Annotated in this window: 15 protein-coding genes, 1 tRNA gene and 1 pseudogene; 10 read left to right on the top strand and 7 right to left on the bottom strand. The window is 69.0% G+C overall.

Annotation, left to right across the window (positions count from 1 at the left end):
- The first annotated feature begins 54 nt into the window (after positions 1-54).
- The 9 genes and pseudogenes from ACSU6Z_RS12410 (at position 55) to ACSU6Z_RS12370 (ending at position 6,039) form a co-directional block, all read left to right on the top strand.
- On the top strand, positions 55-411 hold the full coding sequence (locus ACSU6Z_RS12410) for an SCO3933 family regulatory protein (RefSeq protein WP_344603116.1): 357 nt from the start codon (positions 55-57) through the stop codon (positions 409-411).
- A pseudogene (locus tag ACSU6Z_RS12405) lies at positions 411-1,786 on the top strand (FtsK/SpoIIIE domain-containing protein). Before ACSU6Z_RS12410 ends, ACSU6Z_RS12405 begins: the two are co-directional and overlap by 1 nt.
- 86 nt (positions 1,787-1,872) lie before the next feature.
- Complete coding sequence (locus ACSU6Z_RS12400; protein WP_437045255.1) at positions 1,873-2,529, top strand: DUF2637 domain-containing protein; 657 nt, start codon at positions 1,873-1,875, stop codon at positions 2,527-2,529.
- A 34-nt stretch (positions 2,530-2,563) separates the two neighbouring features.
- Positions 2,564-2,755, top strand: a complete 192-nt coding sequence (locus ACSU6Z_RS12395) for a mobile element transfer protein (RefSeq protein WP_189214718.1) — start codon at positions 2,564-2,566, stop codon at positions 2,753-2,755.
- Positions 2,756-2,770: 15 nt separating this feature from the next.
- Complete coding sequence (locus ACSU6Z_RS12390) at positions 2,771-2,965, top strand: hypothetical protein (protein ID WP_437045253.1); 195 nt, start codon at positions 2,771-2,773, stop codon at positions 2,963-2,965.
- 25 nt (positions 2,966-2,990) lie between these two features.
- Entirely contained in the window at positions 2,991-3,236 is a 246-nt protein-coding gene (locus ACSU6Z_RS12385) for a SpdD protein (protein WP_437045251.1), read from the top strand.
- A 160-nt stretch (positions 3,237-3,396) separates the two neighbouring features.
- Complete coding sequence (locus ACSU6Z_RS12380) at positions 3,397-4,698, top strand: replication initiator (protein ID WP_437050275.1); 1,302 nt, start codon at positions 3,397-3,399, stop codon at positions 4,696-4,698.
- A complete protein-coding gene (locus ACSU6Z_RS12375) occupies positions 4,691-4,909 on the top strand; it encodes a helix-turn-helix domain-containing protein (protein WP_437045249.1) in 219 nt (72 codons plus the stop codon). The genes ACSU6Z_RS12380 and ACSU6Z_RS12375 overlap by 8 nt, the downstream gene beginning before the upstream one ends.
- Positions 4,909-6,039, top strand: coding sequence for a tyrosine-type recombinase/integrase (locus ACSU6Z_RS12370; protein ID WP_437045247.1), 1,131 nt, complete (start codon positions 4,909-4,911; stop codon positions 6,037-6,039). Before ACSU6Z_RS12375 ends, ACSU6Z_RS12370 begins: the two co-directional genes overlap by 1 nt.
- Positions 6,040-6,147: 108 nt before the next feature.
- Here ACSU6Z_RS12370 and ACSU6Z_RS12365 read toward each other — a convergent pair.
- The 5 genes from ACSU6Z_RS12365 to ACSU6Z_RS12345 all read right to left on the bottom strand — a co-directional run bounded on the left by ACSU6Z_RS12365 (position 6,148) and on the right by ACSU6Z_RS12345 (position 9,558).
- Positions 6,148-6,220: transfer RNA gene (locus ACSU6Z_RS12365), tRNA-Arg, on the bottom strand.
- A 240-nt stretch (positions 6,221-6,460) separates the two neighbouring features.
- The gene (locus tag ACSU6Z_RS12360; RefSeq protein WP_437045245.1) at positions 6,461-7,504 is read right to left on the bottom strand and encodes a hypothetical protein; all 1,044 of its coding nucleotides are present in this window, start codon (positions 7,502-7,504) and stop codon (positions 6,461-6,463) included.
- 132 nt (positions 7,505-7,636) lie between these two features.
- Positions 7,637-7,981, bottom strand: coding sequence for a hypothetical protein (locus tag ACSU6Z_RS12355; protein ID WP_437045243.1), 345 nt, complete (start codon positions 7,979-7,981; stop codon positions 7,637-7,639).
- The gene (locus tag ACSU6Z_RS12350) at positions 7,978-8,904 is read right to left on the bottom strand and encodes a hypothetical protein (RefSeq protein WP_437045241.1); all 927 of its coding nucleotides are present in this window, start codon (positions 8,902-8,904) and stop codon (positions 7,978-7,980) included. The genes ACSU6Z_RS12355 and ACSU6Z_RS12350 overlap by 4 nt, the downstream gene beginning before the upstream one ends.
- A gap of 219 nt (positions 8,905-9,123) precedes the next feature.
- Positions 9,124-9,558 (bottom strand): hypothetical protein, encoded by a 435-nt coding sequence (locus ACSU6Z_RS12345; RefSeq protein WP_437045239.1) that lies wholly within the window; start codon positions 9,556-9,558, stop codon positions 9,124-9,126.
- 611 nt (positions 9,559-10,169) lie between these two features.
- Here ACSU6Z_RS12345 and ACSU6Z_RS12340 point away from each other — a divergent pair.
- The gene (locus ACSU6Z_RS12340) at positions 10,170-10,499 is read left to right on the top strand and encodes a helix-turn-helix domain-containing protein (RefSeq protein ID WP_437045237.1); all 330 of its coding nucleotides are present in this window, start codon (positions 10,170-10,172) and stop codon (positions 10,497-10,499) included.
- 222 nt (positions 10,500-10,721) lie between these two features.
- Here ACSU6Z_RS12340 and ACSU6Z_RS12335 read toward each other — a convergent pair whose 3' ends face one another.
- Positions 10,722-11,327, bottom strand: a complete 606-nt coding sequence (locus ACSU6Z_RS12335; protein WP_437045235.1) for a hypothetical protein — start codon at positions 11,325-11,327, stop codon at positions 10,722-10,724.
- Positions 11,328-11,611: 284 nt separating this feature from the next.
- On the bottom strand, positions 11,612-14,026 hold the full coding sequence (locus ACSU6Z_RS12330; protein ID WP_437045233.1) for a Mu transposase C-terminal domain-containing protein: 2,415 nt from the start codon (positions 14,024-14,026) through the stop codon (positions 11,612-11,614).
- Between the last annotated feature and the right edge of the window lie 446 nt (positions 14,027-14,472).

Here is a 14,472-nt window from a genome sequence, read left to right as displayed (position 1 = left end):
GGAGATCGGGTTCGCAGGCTGCATCTTGTCTAGACGAGTAGATGGGAAGAGAACTTGCGCACCATCCGTGTGGAGACCTCGGCCGCGACGATCCTGCTCACCGAGGCGCCCGAGCCCAAGGTCCGCGACCGGCAGACGGGGGAGGTCGCCAAGGACGCCGTCAGCGGTGAGGCGCTGATGACGATCGGCGTCGTCTACATCGAGGACGGGGAATCGTCGCTGATCAAGGTCACGGTTCCGGAGAGCGGCGTGTCCGAAGGACTCGTCCTCGGCTCGCCGGTCTCGCTGCCGGGGCTGGTGGCCCGCCCGTGGGAGTCCGTGTTCAACGGGCAGCAGCGGCACGGCATCGCCTTCCGCGCCGCCGCCGTGACCCCGGCCGCCTTCCCGGCCGCCGCGGGGGCCGCCGCCTGATGGCCGACCTGACGACGCTCCTGGAAGTGGGTGGCCCCCTCGCCGCGCTCGGCGGCGGGGCTGCCTACGCCCGGGCCAAGCATCCGGCGGTCTACGGTCCGCGGTCGGCCTGCCGATATCCACGGCCCGGCTGCTCGGCTCGTACGGCTCGGTCATGGAGGCGTGCGGCCTGACCATGGCACCGTCCCGGCTGCGGGTCCTGGCGGTCAGGGCCACTACCCGCCGTGAGGTCCGGCCCGTGCCGCCTCGCCGGGGCATCATCCGGCCCACCTCGACCGGGCTGCGGCTCCGTCTGCGGCTCGCTCCGGGGCAGGAACCCGCCGACGTCGCCGCCTCGGCCGAACGGCTGCGGCACGCATGGGGCGTCCACGCCGTGTACGTGAAGACGGTCAAGCCGGGTGTCGTCGAACTGCGGCTCGTCGGCTTCGACGTGCTGCGGCGGGTGCGGATGCCCCGCAACGCCGACGCGGGGCTGTTGAAGGTGCCGGTGGCGCTACGCGAGGACGCGACTCCCTTCGTGCGCGACTACCGGACCATCCCGCATCAGCTCACCCTCGGCGCGACGCTGTCCGGCAAGTCCATGTACCTGCGGCACCTGATCACGGGACTGGCCTGTCAGCCGGTCGCCCTGGTCGGCATCGACTGCAAGCGGGGCGTGGAGCTGGCGCCGTTCGCCGCCCGGCTGTCGGCGCTGGCGACCGACCCGGAACAGGCGGCCGAACTGCTGCCCGTGCTCGTCAAGGAAATGGAGGACCGATACGACCTGATCAAGGCCCGGCAGGGCATCGCGCCCGACACCCCGGCGGAGAACATCACCTCCGACATCTGGGGCCTGCCCGAGCATGAACGCCCGGTGCCCGTCGTGCTGTTCGTCGACGAGGTGGCCGAACTCTTCCTCATCGCCACGAAGAAGGACGAGGAACGGCGCGACGAGATGGTCACCCAGCTCATCCGCCTCGCCCAGCTCGGCCGCGCGGCCGGCATCTACCTGGAAGTCTGCGGGCAGCGCTTCGGCGCCGAACTGGGCAAGGGAGCGACCATGCTGCGGGCTCAGTTGACCGGCCGCGTCTGTCACCGCGTCAACGACGAAGCCTCCGCCAAGATGGCACTCGGCGACATCGCACCCGAGGCGGTCACAGCCGCCTGCGCCATCGCCCCCGAACGGCCCGGCCTGGCCGTGGCCGGTGACACCTCCGGCGGCTGGTCCCGCATCCGCACCCCGTACCTCTCCCTCGGAGAGGCCGCCGAAATCTGCCGGGCGTCGGCGCACCTGGCGCCCGACCTGCCCGTGCTCAAGCCCTTCCGGCCCGAGAAGCCCGTACGGCCGGTCGAGACCCCGGTGCCGGTCGTCCAGCCGCGCCCGGTGACCGACTGACCGGCCCTTTCCCCGCCCGGTCGGCGTGACCGCCTCGCGCCAAGTCCCTACCCCTCCCCTGCCCGAATCCGAAAAGGAGCCGCAGCATGCGCGCCCACCTGGCCCGCGTCGACGCGGTGCTCGTCCAAGCGGTCATCGCCGCCGCACTGTCCTTCGCCCACCTGCACGACCTCGCCGCGGCGGCCGGGCAGGACGGGTGGAAGGCGTGGGCCTATCCCGTCTCGGTCGACCTGCTGCTTGTCGCCGCCTGGCGCCGACTGCGGTCCGGCGACGCGAAAGCGGCCGGGTGGTGCTGGTTCCTGATCGCGCTCGCCGCCTCCCTCGGCGCGAACGTCGCCACCGCCGGCCTGCTCGACATGAACCAGGTCCCGACCTGGCTGCGCATCCTCGTCGCCGGCTGGCCCGCGGTCGCCTTCCTCGGCGGAACGCTCCTCGCCCACTCCACGCCATCGAGGGCCGACGGAAGCACTGAGTCCGCCGAGTCCGCCGAGCACGGTGAGGACATCGAGGGCCAGGAGGACAACCCCGAACCCTCACCCGAGGAGCCGCCCACGCGACCGGCCGCCGTGGAAGCGCCACCCGTACGCCCTGCCGTCGCCGTCCCGGCCGCCCTGGTCGAGCACGCCCGCAAGGTCGCCGCCGAGCACCACACCCGCACCGGAACACCCATCGACACCCCGACCCTGCGCGCCCGCCTCGGCGTCCCCGCCCCCATGGCCGAAGCCATCGCCGCCCACCTCTGAACCCTGAGCCTCTGAGCCTCTGAAGGGAGACCACATGACCGCCCACCGCCGCTTCCGCTCCGTCACCCGCATCGGCCCGGTACAGGTCGGCACGTCGTACGACGGCCGCGGCCGGGAGAAGCACACCGCCGCCTGCACGGCTCCGCGCTGCGGCTTCTCCGCCGACTACGACAGCCGCGCCGCCGCCGAGCTGGCCGCCCGCACCCACCGCTGTCCCGTCCGCTGAAAGGACCCGCACACCGTGACCGTCAGCCTGCCGCTGGTCGTCGTCCTCGGCTTCTTCGCCTGGGGAGCGGTCAAGTTCCTCGGCATCCGCGTCTGGATCGTCGTCCTGATCGCCCTGTTCGGCTTCTGGCTCTCGCGCACCTTCCTCGCGCCCGCCATCGAGTCCGGCACGCGCTCCGGAGTGGACGTCATCAACAGCTCACATGCCTAGACGAGTAGATGAGGAGAGTTCCGCCGTGTTCCTGCCCAAGTACCCCGACAGCCCCACGCCGCCGCCCGCCCACTCCCACACGCCCGCCGGCCCGGCGCCCGTACGGCGCTCGCTTCCGCCGGTCCCGATCGGTACCGGCACGGTCGCGGCCGTGGTCGTGGGCGGGGTGGTCCTCACCGCGCTCCTGGCCGTCGTCGCCGTCTCGGCCGTCTCCGTGGCCGTAGCCGCCGTGGTCCTGCGCTCTCTGCTCCGAGATCAGCGGCGGCGCTGATACGGCGCACGACTCCCGGGGCGGCCTGACACCGCCAAGCATCCGCCGCCCCGGGGTCCCGTTCCTCCTGACCGATCCAGCCAGAAGGAGAGAAGCCATCTTCACCCGCACCACCCCGCCCCCGCTCCCGGAACTCGCAAGGCTCGCCCAGCACGGCACCCTGCCGGGTATCCTCCGCCAGCTTTCGGGACTGGGCGGCTGCACCACCCCCATCCGCCTCGACGGCCACCGCACCGAGTACGCCGTCGACACCCGCACCGGCGAGATCGGCCGCGTCCTGCACCACCTCGACTCGGCCGACCTCCCGGCCGGACAACTCCTCGTGCGCTGCAACAACCGGCGCACCACCCGCTGCGCGGCCTGCGCCGAGGTCTACCGCCGCGACACCTTCCACCTGATCACCTCCGGGCTGCGCGGCGGCAAGGGCGTCCCCGAACACGTCGCCGCCCACCCGCGCGTCTTCGCCACCTTCACCGCCCCGAGCTTCGGCCCCGTCCACAACCGCCCCACCGGCCCGGCCGGCACCGTCCGCCCCTGTCGCTGCGGCATCCGCCACGACCAGGACGACCCCGCACTCGGCACCCCGCTGGACCCGGACGCCTACGACTACGAAGCGGCCGTCCTCTGGAACGCGCACGCCGGTCCGCTCTGGCGGCGCTTCTCCACCTACCTGCGCCGGGAGGTCGCCAAGCGCGCCGGCCTCACGCAACGGGCCTTCCGCGACCACGCCCGTGTGTCCTTCGCCAAGGTCGCCGAGTACCAGAAGCGCGGCGCCGTCCACTTCCACGCCGTCATCCGCCTCGACGGCCCCGGCGGCGGCGACACCCCGCCCCCGGCCTGGGCCACGGCCGAGCTGCTGACCGACGCCATCCGCGCCGCGGCCGCCGCCGTCCGCGTCGACAGCCCGGCCATCGACGGCCGCGCCCACACCTTCACCTTCGGCCGCCAGCTCGACGTCCGCACCATCCGCTCCGCCGACTTCGACGACGGCCAGGAGCTGACCGAACGGGCCGTCGCCGCCTACATCGCCAAGTACGCCACCAAGGGAGCCGAGACCGCGACAGGTGCCCTCGACCGGCCGCTGAAGTTCGCCGCCGAACTGGCCCAGCTCGACATCAGCGACCACGCCCGCCGCCTCATCCGCACCGCCTGGACCCTCGGCGCGCGCAAGGACCTCGAACACCTCCGCCTGCGCGCCTGGGCTCACATGCTCGGTTTCCGCGGCCACTTCTCCACCAAGTCCCGCCGCTACTCCACCACCCTCGGCGCCCTCCGCGACGCCCGCGCCGCATGGCGCTGCGCACAGGCCACCGCAGCGGTGGCGAACGGCCCCGAGCCCGACACGACATATGTCCTCGCCCACTGGGTCTTCGCCGGCACCGGCCTGTCCGACACCGAAGCCTGGCTGGCCGCATCCCTCGAACCCGCCCCCGGAACGGAAGGAGAGCCCACCCGTGGCTGATCGCTACCTCACCGTGGCGCAGGTGGCCGAACTCCTCGGCACTACGGAACGCTTCCCGCGCCGCCTGATCGCCGAGCGACGCATCGTGTTCGTCAAGGTCGGCCGACACGTCCGCATCCCGGAGAGTGCTCTGAACGCCTTCATCGACGCCAACACGGTGCAGCCGATCGGCCACCGGCACCAGTACAGCTCCCTGCGGAGGGCTGCCTGATGGCCAACAGGAAGGGAAAGCGCCGAAGCTTCGGCTCGGTCCGGCAGCTTCCGTCCGGGCGCTGGCAGGTCCGCTACCGCGATCCAGAAACGGGGCAGCTGCGTCCGGCCGAGAAGACGTACGCGACCAAGACCGATGCCCAGGTCGCCCTGACGCACATCGAGTCGGACATCGCGCGCGGGCAGTGGTCGGACCCGGACGCCGGAGCGGTCAACTTCGAGGAGTACGCCACCGCATGGCTGCGGGACCGGAAGCTCGCCGATCGCACCCGTGAGCGGAACGAGTCGGTGATGCGGCTGCACATCTTGCCCACCTTCGGGGCCGGGAGCGTGGCCGACGTGACGACTGCCCGGGTGCGCAGCTGGCGCGGAAAGCTCCTCGCGGCCGGCGTCGGTGAGCCGACGGTCGTCAAGGCGTACCAGCTGCTGCGTGCCCTGATGAACACGGCCGTGGACGACGAGCTGATCCGGCGCAACCCGTGCCGCATCAAGGGCGCGGACCGTTACGACGTGCCCGAGCGGCCGGTCCTCACGGTGGCGGAGGTCTTTGCCGTCGCCGACTCCATCGCGCCGCGCTACCGGCTGCTCGTGCTCCTGGCGGCCTTCACCACCCTGCGGTTCGGGGAGCTGGCGGCCCTGCGGCGACGGGATGTCGACCTGGAAGGGCTGACAGTCACCGTGCGCCGGGCTCAGGCCGAGTTGCAGGACGGCCGGCTCTTCGACAAGGCACCGAAATCCGCGGCTGGGGTGCGCTCTGTCTCCTTCCCGGCCGAACTGCTCGACGCGGTCACGCAGCACTTGGAGCACTTCGCCGCTCCCGGCCGCGACGGGCACGTCTTCCTCGGGCCGCAGGGCGGGCAGCTGCGGCGGAGCAACTTCCGCGACGACTGGGTCAAGGCCCGGAAGGCCGCGGGCGTCACAGACGAGCTGCACTTCCACGATCTGCGGCACACGGGCAACACGCTGGCCTCGACGGCCGGGGCCAGCACGCGGGAGCTGATGACGCGGATGGGCCACAGCAGCTCGCGGGCCGCGCTGATCTACCAGCACATGACCAGCGACCGGGACCGGGCCATCGCCGAGCGGCTCGGGGCCATGATCCGCGACGGCGGGGGAGGGGCGTCCGGCTAGGAGATGTGGCATCCGTGTGGACTCTAGTGGCACGCGTGTGGCACGGCCTCGAACACGATGAAGGGCCAGCCCGGGAGGAAACCCCTCCTGAGCTGGCCCTTCTTCCTGTGCCCCCGGCAGGATTCGAACCTGCGACACCCGCTTTAGGAGAGCGGTGCTCTATCCCCTGAGCTACGAAGGCGGGGATCTGTCTGAAAACGTGTCTGAAATTAGCGCCCAAATGATGCGGGCCTCAGACGCGTTCCCAGCAGTGTTGCGGTGGCAGGGCTGGCCTGCAGCTGTGCCACCGCCCACAGTGTAGCGGCTGGCGCTGCGACGGCTGGAAGGTTGGTCATCTTGGCCGCGGGTGGCAGGTCAGATCTGGCGGATGGCCTCGGTGTGGGAGGCTCCGGTACGGGCGTCAGCCCTCGGGGTGGTGGGGTCAGGCAGCGAGGCCGAGCGGCTTCTGGCCCAGGGCCCGGGTGATGGAGTTGTTGACCCAGGCGTAGCCGATGTAGATCAGGAGGCCGGCGTTGGCGCCGTAGGCGGGGACTCGTTCGTGTGGGTATGCCTGGTCGAAGCGGGAGTGGTTCGACTCACTGTCCTGCCGGAATCCCAGAAGTCGGCGACCAGCTGGCGTGGCGGGTGGGATCTGCCTCAGATGTTCGGCCCGGTTGAAGCGCGGCTTTTTGGTAGACGGGTCGATTTCGCGGTCCTCTCTGGTTTCGTCCACGCGGATGCGGAATTCGTGATCACCGCGCGAGCAGGGGATGACGAGGCGGTGGTAGAAGCGGCTCCTATTCTGCTTTCGGCGCTCCAGTTCTTCGACGGGAAGGGGCGCATAGTATGTCTCGCCGTCCACCGTGAAGTGGCGCTCGCAGACCCGCCCCTCGGTGGCATAGAGATCGTGGCCGCACTTGCCGTTTTTGTAGTGCTTTTCGTAACGCTGTAGGGGATGAGGTTTAAGCCCGCCATGTTGGCGGGTGAAAACGACAATTCCATCAGCGATCAGAGGGGCTCGATGGACGCCACGGAGGGCGGTGTCGTATGTGAATGCGCGGATTCCGGGCGCTTTGCTCAGGAGGTGGCGGACGAGACGCACCACGGCGGTGCCTTCGTCTTCCCGCTCAGGGTCGCGCTTTCTCGATTTGGTGCGGACGGATTCCAGGGCCAAGATGACACGACTGTGCGGAGTGCGGGCTACACGAACGGCTAGGGAGAGGAACTTGTTTCCGTAAACCGGCTTCCCTCCACCCTCGGTGGTGTTGCTGGCGTCTGGGTCTACCCGGTGGCGTCGAATTTCTCCCGTTTCCTTGTCCACGGTTTCGTGCCGGGTGTGTTTGGAGGGCGGTTTAGCAACTGTTGCGTCGCCGTGGAGGACCTGGTCGCGCTCGGGGCGGATCCAGCTTCCGCGTGACCCTGATTCCGCCATCATGCCCATGTCGAGGGCTTGGCGGATCCACAGTTCCCGGCTTGCGTCACGCACGGCACCCATGTGTTTTTTGAGGTGGTTCTTGAAGAAGTAGTTCCACTGGCTCAGGCTGGGGCCGGTTGGTTTGAGGGAATCTGCTTCTCCTGACCCCAGGTGCTTGCGTACGGCTTCGCGTACCGGGTTCCATCAGAGATCGCGTTGGAGATGTCGTGCTGTGCTTCGGGCCGAGCCGAAGACGGAAATTGCGCAGAGGAAGACGAAGTAGATGTAGGGCGGGTATCCCGGCGGGCGTCCGACGCTGCCGGGTTCCCGGGCGGGCAGTGTCTGCCGGACCGCCTCGAACAGGTCGGGATTGCTCAGGAGATACTCGAACCGCTCGTCGATCGCAAGTGGGGGCGCTTGGGGGCCTGGCTGAGGCGCGGGGTCTGAGGCGGAACCGAAGACGTCGTCGGGGATCGGGCCCACCAGCCAGTCCCGGCCCTTGGTGCTCTTCCCCTTGGTCCGGCGGGAGCGCTTCTTGGCCGTGGTCACGCCACCTCGCCGCCTTCGTCCTCAGGATTCCACCGGTGGCCGGCGAGCGCGGCGGCGGCGTCGAGGGAGGACAGCCCCAGGCGGCGGGCGACCTCGGATAGCTGGCCGGTTTCGTTGAGGAGGGCCCGGGCGACGTAGCGGGTGACGTCCTTGGGTTCGACCCTGCGCTCACGGGTGGCGAGCCCGCTGCGGCGGGCGATGTCGCCGAATCCGGAGCAGACGCTGGCCTGCGAGCGGTATGCCGATGAAGCCGTAGCGACCAGGCGTGGCGGCGGTCCTGCTTCCGTGTCGCGCAGGAGGTGGGTGCGGCGCAGCCACAGCATCCGTACTCCCCACTCGTCGAGGTGGCAGCTGCGGCCGCGGGTTCGGGTGGCGCCGTTCGTCCATACCTCGGCTTCGGTGAGGTCAAGGTCGTCCGTTGTCGCGGCGGCGATCTCCGCGGTGTGCAGTCCGGCCAGGAGCAGGGCCAGGAGGGCTGCGTGGCGCGTGGCCGGCATGCCGCGTTCCGCGTGGAAGCGGAGCAACTGCACGTCCTGGTCGGCCAGTTCGGTTCCCCGCTTGCGGGGGCTCCGGGGAATTGGCGGAAGGTCGACGAGCGGGGCCGCTTTGGTCAGGCCGAGGGCCCGTGCCTCTGCGAAGAGCGCCTCAAGGGCTGAACGGCGCTGGCGGCGGGTGCCGCCGGCCGGGTTGAGGATAATGCCCCGGTGACGGTCATGTCCTGGCGCATCGATGAAGTGCGAGGCGAGCTGGGCGGAGACGTCGTCCAGGTAGGTCACGCCCTGCGCCTCGGCGAAGCGTAGGAGACGTTCGACGATCTGGGTGTAGAGGATGACGGTCTCGAGGCTGAGTTCGCCGGCGGCGGCGCGTTGCCGCCAGACGCGGGCGACGGACAGGAGAGCGTTCTTGATTTTCGTCCTGGCCACGGGCACCTTCCCGTTTCAGGCCGCGCGGACAGGCGCGCGGTGCAGTGTTGCGGTGAAGGGGCGCGCGCCCGCTACCGTGGGCCTTGCCCTGTGCGAGGGCATGCCGAAGCCCCTCGAGCGCGCGGCTGTGCCGCGCGTACCAGTGGTGGAGGCGGGGGTCCGGCAGTGCCACCCGGCCAAGGGATGCGGCGCTGCCGGACCTGCTGTTCGCGCGACGGCCTACGTCATCGACGGCCCCCTCAGCTTGGCGAGGATCGTGGCCAGCCCGTGGAGGTGACCGTGCAGGGCGACCATGTCCTCGGCGGACAGGCGGGCCAGGTCGGCGAGCAGGATCGGTGGGCTGAGCAGACGGATCAGGTCCTCGTTCGTGGTGTGGGGAGCCGGCGCGTCGGCGTGCGGGCGTGGTGGCGGAATGGGGCTCTCGGGCTTCGCGTTCTCGTCCGGGGGGTCGAGAGACGTACCGGCTGCTACTGAGTCGGCGGCTGCCGTTCGGGGCTGGGTGCGCGGCTTCGGGATGGCGGTGTTCTCGTTCCAGCGCAGGTAACCGTCGTCCTCGGGGTGCAGCATGCCGACGGCCACCATGAGGTCGACGAGGATTTCCACCTTGCGGCGTTGTGTCTCTGCGACGTTGGAGAGCGTCATCAGTTTGCTCACGAGGCCGATCCTTAGCGCGGGGCCCTGGGCCAGGCGTCTGCTCGCGCACAGGGCGAACCAGGACGTTTTCCACGCCTCGCGCAGCGCCCGGAGGCCCTTCCCCTCGCCTGTCTCCCAGGCTCCGGCCGCTCTTTTCCCTGCTTCGGTAGGCCGATAGACGCTCCGTCCCGGCGCGCTCTCGACGAGCCCGTAAGCGCGCACGAAGGCCAGGACGAGCCCGCAGCGGCGGGCCGGGACTCCGGTGACGCTCTCGAGATCGCGTGCTGTGAAGGGGCCTTTGGCTGCACATGACGCCCGGGTGATCGCCAGATGCTCATGGGCGAGGACCCGGTCCGTCGGAAGGGGCTTTCCCGGCGGCGCGGGGGCATTCCGGCGGGTGTGCGTCACCGCCTGACTCCTTCCTCGCAGGCCCTGCTCCTGGAGACGTCGCGAGCTTCCCGCGCACGAACGCGGGTGTTGACACTCACAGGCTCTTGCCACTTGAATAGCATCATCCAGGGTGGGGCGCACCTTGTCGGCCGCTCCGTCACACTGTTCACATGCCTGGAGGAAATCGACGTGCCCAGAAGCCGTGCGAATACGTCGTCGACGGCCTTTGGCCGTACGCCGTGATGGATCACCATCTCGGGGCGCAGGTGGCCCAGGCGGTGGCCCGCGCACTCGCGGAGGCCATGGAGCGCCAGAAGATCAGCGCCAACGCGCTGGCCCAGGCGAGTGACGTCAATCGGCAGGTGATCTCCAACGTGCTGGCCGGCTCCGTGTGGCCCGACCTGCTCACCGTGGCCAATTTGGAGGGTGCTCTCGGGGAACCGCTCTGGCCCAATCACCTGGAGTGGCCGAGGGACGAGAGTGGGCGCAAGGTGCAGCCGCAGGCCGAGGGGATCACCCGGCAGCGGGATGGTGGCACGGCGGAACGCGACGAACGCCGCTCTAGAACGTAATGGGCATTCGGGCATGGCTGTTCGACCCTTCGCGGTTGAGTTGGCCGAACGCCCGGTGCGCGCTACCGGAAGCGGGTAGCGTCGAGGACGGCGACCTGAGGGCGCTGACCGCCGCCGTGTCCAGGCCAGAGGGCTACCAACCAAGAGGCCAGACGCGGCGGCGGTCATTTGCTGTGAAGTTGTAGCTGGGGTTTCGGACTCTCAGGCCACGTCGCCTTGGGGTCAAGCGGCCTGCCAGGGGGCCGCGAGCCGGTAGAAGACGTTCTTGCCGTTGCCCTCGCGGTTGGTCCTCTCGCTCTTGGCCAGCACGCCGCGCTTGCAGAGATTGTCCAGAACGGAGCGGTTTCGGCGTACGGCATCGGCGGGTTCGCCGAGGGCCTCGGTGACTGCCCGAGCGCTCCACTCCCGCCGGCCGTCGGTCGAGATCACCTTCATGATGATCACGGATCGCGCTCCCCCGAGGATGACCCGATTTCCGGGAGGGAGCTGCGTGGCCTCGGGCGTACCGGTTTCGGAATCGGCGGGAGGCATGGGCGATTTCCCTGAGTCGGGGACAACGCGCAGGTGCGAACTGGGCGACTGGGTTCGAGTGGCACGCAGCTGCTGGCCCTCCCGCACGGCCGCACGCAGGGTTTCCAGAACACGGCTGGCCTCGTCCCGATTGCCGCGGGCGAGCTCGAGCTCCACCTCAAGCTCGGCGATCGACTCGCGCAGCCGGCGCAGTTGCTCTTCGTGGGACTCGATGAGCGCGTCGCACTCGCGGAGCATCTGCTCCAGGTCCTGAGCCACCCAGTCCGCCGAGGGCAGGTGGCCTTCGAGCTGACTCATGGGAGCCACAGTAGAGGTGGGTAAGGCAGGTCGTCTGCCCATATGGCAGAGGAGGGCAGACACGATCAGATCCGGTCGGGGATGGCGGGCACACGATCGGTATTGCGCCCAGACAGACCTGCCGCCTCTCCCCGTCACCGAACACAGAGAGCTAGAGGGACACGGCCACATCCCCGATGGTGCACGAATGCAAGGCTTAAGCGTCATCAGCATCCGGGGTTGCTCATCAAACCTGGTCTCTGACGCTGACTGCCATGTCCTGCGGCGTAGTGATGCCCTGCCTTTCACACGGTGATGGAGTCGAAGCCCCGTTCAGTGATCTCCTCACGCCCGGAGAGGATCGCGTCGATGGAGGCAGAGCGAACGAGGTGGGCCAGGGCTCCTGCCCAGCCGCCAGTCCTGTGGTGTAGTGCCGGCGCCAGCCGGAGCAGGGAGCCGGGCTGGTGATGGCGCAGGCGGAGGGCCTTGTCGAGGGTATCGACCAGGTGTCCCCAATCCGGACCGTACGGTACAGGGGCTGCCTGCACATGAGCCAGACGTCCCTGACCTGCCTCGTGCGCTGACGCGAACGGGTTCTCCGCGGTGCCCGAGGCGGCATAGATGAAGAGGGCCGAGACCTGGTCGGCCAGGAAACGCAGCGCATCAACCACGCGTGAATTCCGGGACGTTGGGACTTCGGCGAGGGCGTCGTCCACCAGAACCAGCCCCGTTTCCGATGAGACCAGGGCTTCCTGTAACGCCTCAGAGACGGCGGCTGTGCTTGTCCTGCTTGGGCAAGGAGGGAGGCCGACGAGCTTCCCCAGTCGGAGGAGTGCCGTCCGGTCACTGTCGGCCGGGTGAAGGCGCAGGTAAGCGGCCGGGCCGGACGGAAGACCGGTGAAGGCCGTCTGAGCGAAGTGCCGCCCCAGTTCCTTCAGGGCAGTGGTCTTTCCGCTGCGGGGCGGCCCAGTGATCAACAGCCCCTGCCTGCCTCCTGCGGGAGTCTGGTTCAGCATGGCGAGCCGGGCGCCAAGCAGGAGCACCTCCTGGAGAAACGGTGTGCGGAGGACAGGGAGTTGAGCGTGATAGGACAGCCGTTCCTGGACCGAGTCCAGCTCAAGCGACGACTCGCGAGCGGGGACATACCGCAGGGAACGGTGCGTGATGCCGGTGCTCCCCCAGGCCCGCATGGAGGGCGGTGGCCCCAAGCCGTTCGTGGCCAGGGGCACCTGCAACCAGGCATCCGCACTCCTACGCACCCACACCTGATGCGTGTCGTACGGGTCAAATCGGACTTCAACGGGGCCAGTTGACCGCAAGGAGGCGAGGTTGGCGTGGAAGTAGCGGCGCCCTTTGACGAGCACACCCCTCTCCGTCACGTGACGGGTCACGCTGGGCAGAAGGCGCTCCACCGCGTGCCTGCCCAGTGGCAGATGCACCCATCCGAGCCTGGCGACACAGGCCTCGTACGCCGAAGAGGGCGTCGCATGTCGGCGGCGGCCGCCTGTCGCCTGCAGCCCCCACTGGGGCTGGTGTTGCCAGACCGACTCCACCCACTGCTCGGCCCGATCCTGCAACCAGCTGATGAGAGAGACGTCGTCATGGGAGGGGTCCCCCGTGAGAGTCGTCAGCTCCGTGCTGAAGAGGGGGACGAGTCTGCGGGTGATGCGCTCTCCGGCTGCCTTGTCCACCGGGCGGCGCCTCTCGATCCGGATGCCTGTGGCGTGGCACTCGTCCAGGAACTCGTGTCCCCGGCGCATCCGCAACCTGTCGAACACCAGTGACTCAGGCAGGATCAGCGGCACGGCCACGCGCTCATCACCACTCCGGTGCGCTCCACGCTGAGCAGGTGGACTGCACAGACGGGCCAGCAGGGTCGGTCCGTCCGCCTCCTCTTGGGACGTGTGTACCATCAAGGTGCAGATCATCCGTGTGAGTTCGTCGACCGCGACCGTCATCCGCACTGATTGAAGAGAGCGGCGGGCGAGGTGCGTGGGGAGTGCCAGTTCGAACGTGTCAACGTATACGCGCTCGCCAGGCCGGGAGAGCCTGATTCCGTTCTCGTCGATCACGGTGATCCCGTCTGCACCGCCGTGCTGGTCACGTACTGCTTTCACCAGCCGCTGGAACGTGGACCGTGAGGGCAACGGTACCGCGCCAGTGCCGTATTGTGTGTCCAGCATGCGACCCACGGACCGTCGGTATTCCTCGGCCGACGCGGTATGCCCCCACCGGGCGTCGTCCGTCATGAGCGTCAGCAGCATCTCCAGAACACGTGGGTCCTGGCGTGCGCCCGGAGCCGGCTCGCGCACAGTTCGCCCGTCGACCAGTCCGTCGATCCCTTCCGCCTGGTATCGCTGACGACGGCGCCGCACGGTGCGCGCGGATACACCGGATACCCCCGCTGCCGTGAGTTCGGCGGCCTTGGCTGCTTCCCTTTCGCTCAGCGAGCGGACTGCGGGATCGTACTCAGCGCGGGGCAGGGCATCGGGGGCGGATCCGAGGGGCAGACCGCTGATGACTTCCGTGATGTGCCGTTCCCACCAACGGGCTTGGGCGAAGACTGCCTCGGTCGCCGGCGGGACTGGGACCGAAGGAATACGAGGGCCTCGTGTCAGAACCTCGAAGTCTGTGGACAGGACGAGCTCCGCAACCCTGGGGCTGACCATGTTGCCCAGCGGCTCTGTCAGTTGGACGAAGCCGTGGTCGAAACCGGCCACCACCCAAGCTCGACCCACGAACCGCACCTGGTCGCCCAGGCCCAGGCGCGGGGGCCACGACCCATCCATAGGCCTTCCTCATACGTGTCGTACGGCGACGGCAGGCCCACCGCCATGTGCCAACCTTGCCCATAAAACTAAAGAGGATTAAGCAATACGGCGAAAGACTGCCGAGAGAGCTGGATCAAGACGGATGCACAGCGCGCTCGCGATTTCGATGCCTGAGGTGAGGTTGTGGCGACAGGGTGCATGCCGAAGGCAGGGCAGAGTCTCGTCGGGCACAATCGAGAGGGTTCCCCCAGGTAGGCATAGGCTTTCTCTGGCAGCGCGAGCGGTCGGCGACCGCCTGATCGGTGGTGGCCGCGCCGAGCACCTTGAGTACGTGGTCTGAGATCTGGGTCAGGGTGACGACGGTGTCGAAGGGCCTGTCCCGGCACTGTCTCGAC

It is taken from the genome of Streptomyces sp. enrichment culture, from assembly GCF_964273145.1.
Classification (GTDB): domain Bacteria; phylum Actinomycetota; class Actinomycetes; order Streptomycetales; family Streptomycetaceae; genus Streptomyces.
This window is presented reverse-complemented; position numbering and strand designations above follow the sequence as displayed.

Coding starts and splice junctions, on each gene's coding strand:
- ACSU6Z_RS12335 (WP_437045235.1), bottom strand. CDS start 11,327: ATGAGTCAGCTCGAAGGCCACCTGCCCTCGGCGGACTGGGTGGCTCAG.
- ACSU6Z_RS12370 (WP_437045247.1), top strand. CDS start 4,909: ATGGCCAACAGGAAGGGAAAGCGCCGAAGCTTCGGCTCGGTCCGGCAG.
- ACSU6Z_RS12340 (WP_437045237.1), top strand. CDS start 10,170: ATGGATCACCATCTCGGGGCGCAGGTGGCCCAGGCGGTGGCCCGCGCA.
- ACSU6Z_RS12395 (WP_189214718.1), top strand. CDS start 2,564: ATGACCGCCCACCGCCGCTTCCGCTCCGTCACCCGCATCGGCCCGGTA.
- ACSU6Z_RS12400 (WP_437045255.1), top strand. CDS start 1,873: ATGCGCGCCCACCTGGCCCGCGTCGACGCGGTGCTCGTCCAAGCGGTC.